The 10,637-nt window shown below is 34.2% G+C and carries 9 protein-coding genes and 2 pseudogenes; 9 read left to right on the top strand and 2 right to left on the bottom strand.

Going from position 1 to position 10,637, the window contains the following annotated elements; translation table 11 throughout:
• Positions 1–110 precede the first annotated feature (110 nt).
• Positions 111–1,901: a DUF4365 domain-containing protein gene (locus D0T53_RS12105; RefSeq protein WP_163268259.1), complete on the top strand. Its 1,791-nt coding sequence runs from the start codon at positions 111–113 to the stop codon at positions 1,899–1,901.
• A 43-nt stretch (positions 1,902–1,944) separates the two neighbouring features.
• Positions 1,945–3,240 (top strand): AbiJ-NTD4 domain-containing protein, encoded by a 1,296-nt coding sequence (locus D0T53_RS12100; RefSeq protein WP_163268257.1) that lies wholly within the window; start codon positions 1,945–1,947, stop codon positions 3,238–3,240.
• Positions 3,241–3,260: 20 nt separating this feature from the next.
• Here the strand turns inward: D0T53_RS12100 and D0T53_RS13650 are convergent.
• A pseudogene (locus D0T53_RS13650) lies at positions 3,261–3,460 on the bottom strand (hypothetical protein); the annotation flags it as partial.
• Positions 3,461–3,630: 170 nt separating this feature from the next.
• Here D0T53_RS13650 and D0T53_RS12095 point away from each other — a divergent pair.
• The 3 genes from D0T53_RS12095 (at position 3,631) to rhuM (ending at position 5,005) form a co-directional block, all read left to right on the top strand.
• Positions 3,631–3,732, top strand: coding sequence for a helix-turn-helix domain-containing protein (locus tag D0T53_RS12095; RefSeq protein ID WP_255489445.1), 102 nt, complete (start codon positions 3,631–3,633; stop codon positions 3,730–3,732).
• A 14-nt stretch (positions 3,733–3,746) separates the two neighbouring features.
• Positions 3,747–3,968 (top strand): hypothetical protein, encoded by a 222-nt coding sequence (locus tag D0T53_RS12090; RefSeq protein ID WP_163268255.1) that lies wholly within the window; start codon positions 3,747–3,749, stop codon positions 3,966–3,968.
• A gap of 62 nt (positions 3,969–4,030) precedes the next feature.
• Entirely contained in the window at positions 4,031–5,005 is a 975-nt protein-coding gene (gene rhuM / locus D0T53_RS12085) for a RhuM family protein (protein WP_163268253.1), read from the top strand.
• Positions 5,006–5,609: 604 nt separating this feature from the next.
• Here the strand turns inward: rhuM and D0T53_RS12080 are convergent.
• Positions 5,610–6,470: an AraC family transcriptional regulator gene (locus D0T53_RS12080; RefSeq protein WP_163268251.1), complete on the bottom strand. Its 861-nt coding sequence runs from the start codon at positions 6,468–6,470 to the stop codon at positions 5,610–5,612.
• Positions 6,471–6,598: 128 nt separating this feature from the next.
• On the opposite strand from D0T53_RS12080, the gene D0T53_RS12075 reads away from it, so the two are divergent.
• The 4 genes and pseudogenes from D0T53_RS12075 to D0T53_RS12060 all read left to right on the top strand — a co-directional run bounded on the left by D0T53_RS12075 (position 6,599) and on the right by D0T53_RS12060 (position 10,623).
• Positions 6,599–7,531, top strand: a complete 933-nt coding sequence (locus D0T53_RS12075; protein WP_163268249.1) for an aldo/keto reductase — start codon at positions 6,599–6,601, stop codon at positions 7,529–7,531.
• Between the two features lie 13 nt (positions 7,532–7,544).
• The gene (locus D0T53_RS12070) at positions 7,545–7,934 is read left to right on the top strand and encodes an L-rhamnose mutarotase (RefSeq protein WP_163268246.1); all 390 of its coding nucleotides are present in this window, start codon (positions 7,545–7,547) and stop codon (positions 7,932–7,934) included.
• Positions 7,934–8,953, top strand: coding sequence for a zinc-binding alcohol dehydrogenase family protein (locus tag D0T53_RS12065; protein WP_163268266.1), 1,020 nt, complete (start codon positions 7,934–7,936; stop codon positions 8,951–8,953). Before D0T53_RS12070 ends, D0T53_RS12065 begins: the two co-directional genes overlap by 1 nt.
• 45 nt (positions 8,954–8,998) lie before the next feature.
• Positions 8,999–10,623 (top strand): annotated as a pseudogene (locus tag D0T53_RS12060) (alpha-L-fucosidase).
• Positions 10,624–10,637 lie beyond the last annotated feature (14 nt).

Genomic DNA, 10,637 nt, shown 5'->3' with positions numbered 1-10,637 from the left:
CATACAGGGCGGATGGAGATTACTTTACTATTTTTTGTCTTAAGTTTTTTGACCTTAATTTCTTAAAATAGTTTTGTATCTTTAAATATTGAATAAGACTATCATAATTTATGGATAAGAAAAATATTGAATCCGCAGCAATTTCAGAAATAAAAGACTCTATTTTAAGTTGCGACATACTTTCTCCCTATATATCTGAGAATGATAAAGAACCATCTTGGGATGGTTTCATTTATATCTATAAAGATAAAGCTCGTAAAAAGGAGAATATACAAGGAAGAGTGGCTATTCAAGTAAAAGGAGAAACGAATTCTGATTTTACTCAATCAGAAATTAGTCATCCGGCAGATATCTCAGATCTAAAAAATTATCTAAAAGAGAATGGTGTCATATATTTTGTTGTATACATTAATAAGAGAAATCCACGACAAAGGAAAGTGTACTATGAAACACTAACTCCTGTAAAATTAGCTTTAAAACTGAGATCAAACGAAAATACAACAAGTCTAAACATAAAATTAAGAGAATTCCCGAATGAACCGGAAATACAAAAAGTCCTTTTTCTAAATTTCCTAAAAGATTCAAGACAACAAGTTAGTTATGCCCCTCATAACATTATCTCTATAGATGAAGTAAAGCAAAGCAATATCAGAGGTTTTACATATTTACCAGAAAACTACAAAGTTTTAAATACCACACAAAATTTATTTAATGTATTAAATAGGAATGAAATATATTTCTATGCCTCTGATAACAATAAGAATCTAATTCCAACAGATCTTTTTACGTCATCGCAGTGGAAGCTAAATGTTATGGACACTGTTGATAATTGTCCCATATCAATAAATGAAAAAATTTATTATAATGGTTTTAAGAGAGTTTTCTCGGAAAAAGGCATGACCATTCATATAGGAAACTCTATGTCACTCTCTATTAATGAACAGGGAGGCAGCAAATTTGATTTCAAATTAGCTTCATCTGTTAGAAAAAGTATTGCTGATTTAGCCTTTTTTGTAGAGACTGTAAAAAATGGAAATAAATTTTCAATAAAAGGTAAAGATTTTACTTTTTCTATAGTTAACAGTACTATTGAAGATCACCTTGCTTTTTTGGAAGATAAGCTAACTTTTCTAAATAAGGTAATTGATTTATTTACGATTCTCAATATTTACGAAGATTTGGATTTGGAGATATTATCTACAGAGGATCAAATTTATTTAGATATTCTATTTAAAGCAATATTGGATAAAGAGAATGTAAATGTTAACGTTGAAGGTAATGACAATACCTCAGTAACAAATCTTAAAATAGCCAATATCCTGATTAAATTGATTATTTTCAAAAACGGTACAGACTCATATACGATCAAAGATTTTTTCAGTTCGGATCTTCAGGCAATGCTACCAAATGACAATGGAGATATGCGAATTATGAGTCCGTTCTCAATTATGGAAAAAGAAGACTACATGAATATTTCAAACATTAACTATGAAGTTATATTGAATTCCTATAAATCTTTATCTCATTTTGATTACATATATCAGATAGCAATAATAGATATGTTAAAGATGTTGTCTGCTTATGATAATAAGCCAAATGCAAAACTATTCAAACTAATAAAAGATATTTCTAATTGGATATTTGAAGAATCAAAAGACAATGTACCTATGGAAATAAAATTATTGAATAGCTTCCAGATAATTAAACGGGAAAGAGATTTTAATGATGAAGAGAAAGCTCAGTTAGTAGAATTAACTGAGAATTCCAATATTGAATGTAAACTTGGAGCAAATATCTTACTTGGCTATAAAGAGGCATCTAATATTTATTTCAATAAATTGACAGATGAGCAACAAGAAGTTTTTAAGTCATTTCCAATATATAAATTTTACGAAGAATAAATCAGGTCATCTCTTTTTTCAAGAATATTCAAATCTAATCGTTATGAATAAAATCACAGAAATAACAAGAAGGGATATATATGAGCTATTCAGGGATGGCTTCGATATCTCATCCGGTTTCCTTGGTGATGAGAAAATTATTTATTATTACTATGGAAGATTAAGCGAAATATCCTTTCTCAGAAGGTTATATCCGTTAAATCAAATGGATAGCTCTGATCCGAAATATAAGAATGCAGACGATGATATTTGGCAACATACAGTAAACAATCCAAATGATTGGGCATATTGTTGGATTTTTGAGGATGAACGTTTTCCTCTGAAAGAAGGAAGTGATGAAGACATGCTCCGGTTTTTATGTGAAGTATTTCATCCGGCAGTCCGATATGAAGATGGTTATTGGAAAGAATATCTCAGGAAAATAAATAACTTTATTCGTGCAGATGGTTATGAATTATATGAGAGTGACAAAATATCAAACAGAGATGTATATTCCTGGAGACAAATATCAGCAGAAGAATCACAAAGCAATAGATTTATTCCTTTTTCTATAAGAAATAAAAAAGTAATCGAAGAGAAGACCTTAATATTACCATCTATTTCTAAGAAAAATAGAACAGATGTTATTAATTTGTTTAACCGGTATGATGAAACCCTGTACAGAACAACGGAGACAAACTGGAACTATACGATTAATACCAAAAATGCAGTAATTGAAGATTTAAACAATTATTATGCTCCAAAGGCATTTGCCCCATCTCGTAACTACATAGAAACGGGAGATTTGGATGATTTTGTGATGAATAATTATCCATATTGTGTTTTTGATGTCATTGAATTATTTGAGAAATACAATAAAGAAAACAACTTCACGAATGAAGTAAATCTTATTTTCCAAAACAGTAGTTTGGCATTCCGGTTATTAGGTGGAAAGATAGAATCTTCCAAGGGGAAAATAGAAATCAAGCAATCGGTTAAAGAATATGGGCTTAAGGAATTATTAGAGCAAGCTGTTTACCTGTACAATGACAAAACAAATGAGAATAAGCAATTAGCTGTTGAAAAATTATGGGATGCTTTTGAGAGATTAAAAACATATTATAAAGATTTAGATAAGAAAAAGTCCATAGAAAAAATAATCAACGAAATATGTCATATGGATGTAGATTACATTACTCTGTTGGATGAAGAATTTAAGAAATTAACAACAATTGGGAATAACTATCGCATCAGGCATCACGAAACTGGTAAAATAGATATATACAACAATAATTTCTATGATTATTTTTTTCAAAGATGTCTTGCTTTGATTGAGTTATCTCTCAAGTATTTAAAATGAAAGATTTATTTTAGTAAATCCTAAGCGATGCAAAAATGAAATTTAACCCGTGATGCATTTAAGCGATAACGGTTTTTTAAATTATTTATATTTCTGTTATTTAGTTTGTTTATGAGTTGTATGGCTGTAAGAGCCATTTTTTCGATAATATTCTGTTTTTGAATCCATCAAAAGATTTGGCATAATTCCTACGAATCATAAATTGGTCACACAATTGCGATGTATAATATAATTGAAAAGTATACCACCAGTTGAGTAAAATCTGCAAGAGCATATAATACATCTCTGTGTTTTACTAACAAATATTAACATTATAAATTCCTTTGTGTGTTATACACTAACACAGAGGTTAAAATGATAACAATGGTGGAATAACAAACAATTATTCACATGTACCGTACGGTTGGGTACAGTAAACGCGCTATAGCCAGGGAGTTGGATATCAGCCGTAAGACCGTTCATAAAATCATAGCCGATTATGAAAAATATTAAGTGCCAGCGATGCAATGGACGACGAAGTTATAAAAAAATTGGACTGGGCCCGAAAGAAAGCAGACTGGTTAGATCCGTTTATTGATGCCGAAGATGAATATTTGGATGAAGATGATAAAGACCAAAGAGTAGAACCTGTAAAAACAGAATCAAATGCACGTCATTCATCCACTACAGAAACTGAAAGATACAATTTCTGGACCAGGCCATATCGTTGGTTTAGTAAGAAAAGATAAGATGTCGTCGCAATTGACTATATTTGTATCAGCGTGATTATCATAATCAAAGGGTTAAAATAATGAATAAAGGAGAAGTTATAATATATAAATCGCCTGATGGCACGACCAATTTGGATGTAAAATTGGAAAATGAAACAGTTTGGCTTTCACAGGCTCAGATGGCAGAATTATTTGAGACTACACCTCAAAATATAACATTGCATATTAGTAATGTTTATAAAGAAGGAGAGCTAGAACAAATGTCAACTTGTAAGGATTTCTTACAAGTTCGACAAGAAGGAAAAAGACAGGTGCAAAGAAACCTCTCCCATTATAACTTGGATATAATAATATCAGTCGGCTACCGAGTAAAGTCTCAACGAGGAACTCAATTTCGTATTTGGGCAAATAGAGTTCTAAAGGAATATCTTGTAAAAGGCTTTGTTATGAATCGGCAAGCAAAGGTTAAACAATTACAGGAAGCTTTGGATTCAATAAAAATGCTGACTGGTATTGCATCAAAACCTTCTATTTCCGATGATCAGGCGAAAGGTATACTACAAGTTATTACTGATTATGCACATGGTTTGGATATTCTGGATCAATACGACCATCAGCAATTGACTATTGAACCAAGTGATACCAAAGAACAATTCAGAGCAACTTACGCGAGTGCAAAAGACGCAATCAAAGAGCTTTATAAAAAATTTGGAGGAGGTAACTTGTTCGGAAATGAAAAAGATGATTCATTTAAAAGCTCTATTAATACCATATATCAAACCTTCGATGGTATAGAATTATATCCCGGTGTCGAAGAAAAAGCAGCTATGCTTTTGTATTTGGTAACCAAAAATCATTCGTTCAGTGATGGAAATAAACGCATTGCAGCATTTTTGTTTATTTGGTTTTTGGATAAAAATGGGATTTTATATAACTCGGATGGCTCAAAACGGATTGAGAATAATGCATTGGTGCCACTTACTTTAATGATAGCTGAAAGTAAAACAGAAGAAAAAGATATGATGGTAAAAGTTATTGTAAACTTAATTGGATAGCCTCTATATTAACCAATATAATATAGACAAAAATAAGTTTATTACCCGAATAATTATCTGTATATTTGTAACTAGAAGTTAGGCTCACAGCGGTCTGCCAACACAAGATAAAAGACATTTTTTAATCGTTACGAATTCGTTACGGCATGTCTTTAAAGGAAATATAACAAGCTGAAAATTTAGCTATTACGAGATAAAAAAGCGATCCCGCTCGGATCACTAACAAGTAAACGTTTTAAACTTAATGGTTTAGGGCGTTTTGTTTTTATTTATATTATTAATATAAACCGTTTTTAAACTAAAATCACTATACTTGTATGTACTTTTAGGTATGTAGGTTGGGTATAAGGAATGATGTCGATTATGGAACTTTTTTTAATCTTTTGAATAACTGTTTTTTTATTTTATTGCGGCAAAATAGCTTTACAGATAAGTCAAAGAATAAAAAATATACGTGAAATTTGTTGTGTCCTGTAGAAGGTCCCAAAGGCAAGTGAAACGAAATAAAAATACATCGTAATAAGTGGTAAATCTCAGATTTGTAATCAAGAGCCTTCGAATATTTATATAAATCCTGTAAACCTATTATATTCGTTAAGTCGGTCTATAATAGTATTTTCTTTTTGTATTTGCCGGGACGCTCACCTGTTATTTTAGTAAAGAGTCGATTAAAATAAGAAACATTATCAAAGCCTAATCCATAAGCAATGTCTTTGATGCTGACATCGTCTATCAAAATACGTAATTGGGCTGTTTCTATTTTTTTTTGATTAATGTATTTGCCGGGTGTACAATTCATTTCCTTTTTAAAGAGCCTGATAAAGTGATCTTTTGTTAAGCAACAAATTTCAGCTAAATCATGAATATCTATGGTTTGGTCTATGTTTTTATGAATGAAATAAATACACTTTAATATTCGTTTTTCAATATTTTCATTTTTATAAACAGCTTGAACCATAAACCGTGATAGTAACTGGTTAATGATACCATGTGTTTCCATCTCAAAAGCAAGAGGACTTTTTTGCTGAATTGCAATATTATAAGCAACTGTGTCGGAATTATCGTAAGAGCGCGGATCGTAATATTTAAGTTCTCTTTCCGGATTTATATTTATTAATCGTTCTATAAGTTGTATATCCAAAGTATCTGCCTTTATTTCAACAGGAAAATCCATCATGTCGAAAAGACTGAGATTTTTACCAAAGTCTTCATAAAGATGAATATAATATAATTCGAGGATATCATTACATTCGTAACCATGTTTTGTATAAGATGGAGTCAGGTAGAGATGTCCTTTTTTTAATTCGTAAACACCATCTTGTCGTATAATTTTAGCATTACCATTCTTTACATAATGTATTCTGGCAAAAGGGCTCTGGATGTTCTTCCAGTTCCAGTCGGCATTATGATTAGCATATCCTACATTTAATAAAATGAAATCCTGCTTTAACTCTTTTCTATTCATTTTCAGATGTATTTGAGTCTAAAGATAAATAATAATGTCGATAAAGTGCATTTTTTAATCGATAAAGAATAAAAATAATCATTTTCATATATATAGTTTTGTGAACAAAGATTATTTAATTTAAAATCATGGAATACAGAGAAATCGGAAATACAGGCATGAAGGTGTCTAGCCTTAGTTTTGGTGCATCGTCGTTAGGAGGTGTTTTTCATTCCCTAAAAAAGGAAGAGGGTATACAGGCTGTATATACGGCAGTAGAAAACGGCATTAATTTTATAGATGTTTCGCCTTATTATGGACATCTGAAAGCTGAACTAGTACTAGGCGAAGCCTTAAAAGGGATTGGCCGAGATAAGTATTATTTGTCGACAAAAGTCGGTCGCTATGGTGCAGACGGGAAAAACTATTGGGATTATTCTGGAAAGAAAGCTATAGAAAGCGTGTATGAAAGTATGGAGAGGTTAAATGTTGATTACATAGATCTTATCAATGTACACGATGTTGAGTTTGCCGATTTGAATCAGGTTTGTAATGAAACGCTTCCGGCATTAGTAGAACTGCGCAGTAAAGGAATTGTAAAACACGTAGGTATTACTAATCTTACTTTAAGGCATTTTAAATATATAATAGATAATGTACCTGATGGTACAGTCGAAAGTGTATTATCATTCTGTCACTATTGTTTGAACGATGATGCCTTATTAGATTATCTCGACTATTTTGAGCAAAAGGGGGTTGGGGTAATTAATGCTTCGCCTTTTTCGATGGGATTATTAACCGAAAGAGGAGCTCCTGATTGGCATCCCGCTCCTAAACCCTTGCAAGATGTATGTAAAAGAGCTGCCGAATATTGTAAGTCGAAAGGTAAATCAATAGAGCAACTCGCTGTAAAATTCTCAGTCAACAATCCGCGCATAGCAACTACATTATTTAGCACTACTCGCCCGTCGGCAGTGTTGCAAAATATAGAATGGGCGAATGCTCCGCTGGATGAAGAACTATTGGAAGAGGTAAAGACGATTCTAGAACCTCGTTTTCGCGATACATGGTTAAACAGTTGAGAAATATAGAATCATGGAAAATAAAAGGACAGGATATAAATCTAATCAATATGATTTCCCCACTAAACATTATTGTCAAACACTCGATCTGAAAGATGATAAAGAATTGATTGAAGAATATGTGAAGCGGCATAGCCAAACTGAACATTGGAAAGAAATACGTGAAGGGATACGGAGCGTTGGGATATTGGAAATGGAAATCTTTTTACAGGGAACAAGGCTGGTAATGATCGTAGAAACGCCATTTAACTTTGAGTGGGATGATGCTTTTCAAAAGTTGGCAGGTTTGCCTCGTCAGGCCGAATGGGAAAAATATATGTCTGTATTTCAGCAGGCAGAAGCAGGAGCAACCTCTTCTGAAAAATGGAAGCTGATGGATCGGATCTTTAATTTATATGAATGATGAAAGCAATACAGATAACAGGCGAACGAAAAGTTGCAGTAATAGAAAAGGAAAAGCCTCAATTAAAACAAGGGGAAGTACTTGTTAAGATAAAATATGTTGGTTTTTGCGGGTCAGACTTGAATACCTTTCTGGGTAAAAACCCTATGGTAAAACTACCTGTTGTTCCCGGACATGAGATAGGTGCAATAATAGAGGCTGTAGCTGACGATGTGCCGGAGATATTCAAACCGGGTACACCTTGTACAGTCAATCCGTACACAAGTTGCGGACATTGTACATCTTGTCGAAATGGTCGACCAAATGCTTGTCGCTACAATCAAACATTCGGGGTACAGCGCGATGGAGCGATGAGTGAATATATTGTTGTTCCGTGGCAAAAAGTAATTACCGACACTGATATAACTCCACGAGATTTTGCATTAATCGAGCCCATGAGCGTTGGTTTTCATGCCGTAGCACGGGGTGAAGTAAATGATTTGGATATCGTGATGGTAATTGGGTGTGGTATGATAGGGATAGGTGCAGTTGTTCGTGCAGTGTTGAGAGGTGCGCGAGTTATAGCTGTTGATATGGATAATGAAAAATTGGACTTAGCCAAGCGATTAGGAGCAACTTATACAATTAATTCTAAAACCGAAGATGTTCATGCTCGTCTGATAGATATAACCGGCAACAACGGCCCCGATGTTATAATTGAAGCCGTAGGTGCACCAACAACCTATCAGATGGCTATTAATGAGGTAGCTTTTACCGGCAGGGTTGTTTGCATTGGATATGCTAAAACCGAAATAGCTTTCGAAACAAAATATTTTGTGATGAAAGAACTGGATATTCGCGGTTCGCGCAATGCTATGCCCGAAGACTTCCGGGCGGTTATGGAATATATAAAACGAGGAACTTGTCCTGTTGATGAGCTTATTAGTGGAATATATTTACCCGAACAAGCACAGGATGCATTAGAAAAATGGGCTGCCAATCCGGGAAAAGTATTTAGAATATTAGTAAGTTTTGATTAAAAATTTGTATACATTTCGATAATTAACCTTTAACCATAGAATAAAATGAACGTAAAAAACATTATTCTTTTATTATTAACCGGAAGTTTATTAATAGCCTGCCAACCGAAACACGAAACGATGTTGGAGGGGAAGTATGAACCTACTTGGGAGTCACTGTCTCAATACGAAGAAGCTCCTGAATGGTTTAGAGATGCCAAATTCGGAATATGGGCGCATTGGGGGCCTCAATGTGAACCTGAGGCTGGAGATTGGTATGCCCGTCATATGTATGATGAAGGACATTGGCAATATAAGTATCATCTTGAAAAATATGGTCATCCTCCGAATTTGGCTTCAAAGATGTAATTAATGCATGGAAAGCAGACAAATGGGATCCGGAAAAGCTGATGGCACTTTATAAACGGGTGGGCGCAAAATACTTCTTCGCATTGGGCAATCATCATGATAATATGGACTTATGGGACAGTAAGTATCAGCCGTGGAACTCGGTAAATATGGGACCCAAAAAAGATATTTTGGCAGGATGGGAAAAAGCAGCTCGCGCAAATGGTATGTATTTTGGCGTAAGTATTCATTCGGCACATGCATGGACTTGGTACGAAACGGCGCAACGTTCGGATAAAAACGGCACCAAAGCAGGTATCCCTTATGACGGTAAGTTGACCAAAGAAGATGGAAAAGGCAAATGGTGGGAAGGATACGATCCTCAGGAATTATATGCCCAAAATCATGAATTAAGCGTAGAAAGTGAAAAAACAAATAAACTTCACAGTCAATGGGCTTGGGAGAATGGAGCATCGATTCCGACAGAAGAATATTGCCAGAATTTCTTTGATAGAACTGTCGATATGATGAACAAATACAACCCTGATCTCGTGTATTACGACGATACCAGCATGCCTTTATGGCCTGTCAGCGATGCAGGGTTGAAGACTGTTGCGCATTTTTATAACAAAAGCATGAAAGACAACAAGGGTAAGAATGAGGCTGTTGTTTTTGCTAAAATACTGACAGAGGATCAAAAAGAAGCTCTTGTATGGGATGTGGAGAAAGGCGTTCCCGATAAGATGCAGGAAAAACCATGGCAAACATGCACATGTATAGGCACATGGCATTACCAAAGATCTTTTTATGATAATAATCGGTATAAATCGGCGAAAACCGTTGTACATATGCTTGTAGATATTATCAGCAAGAACGGAAATTTATTGTTGAGCGTGCCTGTGCGTGGCGATGGAACAATTGATGATAAAGAAGAAGCTATATTAGAAAATGTTGCTGCATGGATGAACGTTAACGGAGAAAGCGTATTCGGTACAAGACCATGGAAGATATTTGGCGAAGGTCCCGTAGCAGAAGAATCTAATCCGATAAGATCACAAGGATTTAATGAGGGCAGACATAAACCGTATACAGCCCAAGATATTCGTTTTGTGACAAAAGGTAACACCTTGTATGCACACGTATTGGCATGGCCGGATAATGATAAAGTAGTTATAAAATCGTTGTCTACAGGTAATCCCCTGTATGAACAAGAAGTGAAATCGGTTAAACTTCTCGGCAGCAACAAAGAGGTAAAATACACAGGAACGGCTGATGGTCTGGAGGTTGAATTGCCACAAGATGAAAAACCGAACGATATCTCCTTTGTGTTGGAAATTAACTAAATTATTTCAGAGTT

Origin of the sequence: Dysgonomonas sp. 216 (assembly GCF_010501065.1) — a bacterium.
In the GTDB taxonomy this organism is placed as follows: Bacteria; Bacteroidota; Bacteroidia; order Bacteroidales; family Dysgonomonadaceae; genus QVMM01.
This window is presented reverse-complemented; position numbering and strand designations above follow the sequence as displayed.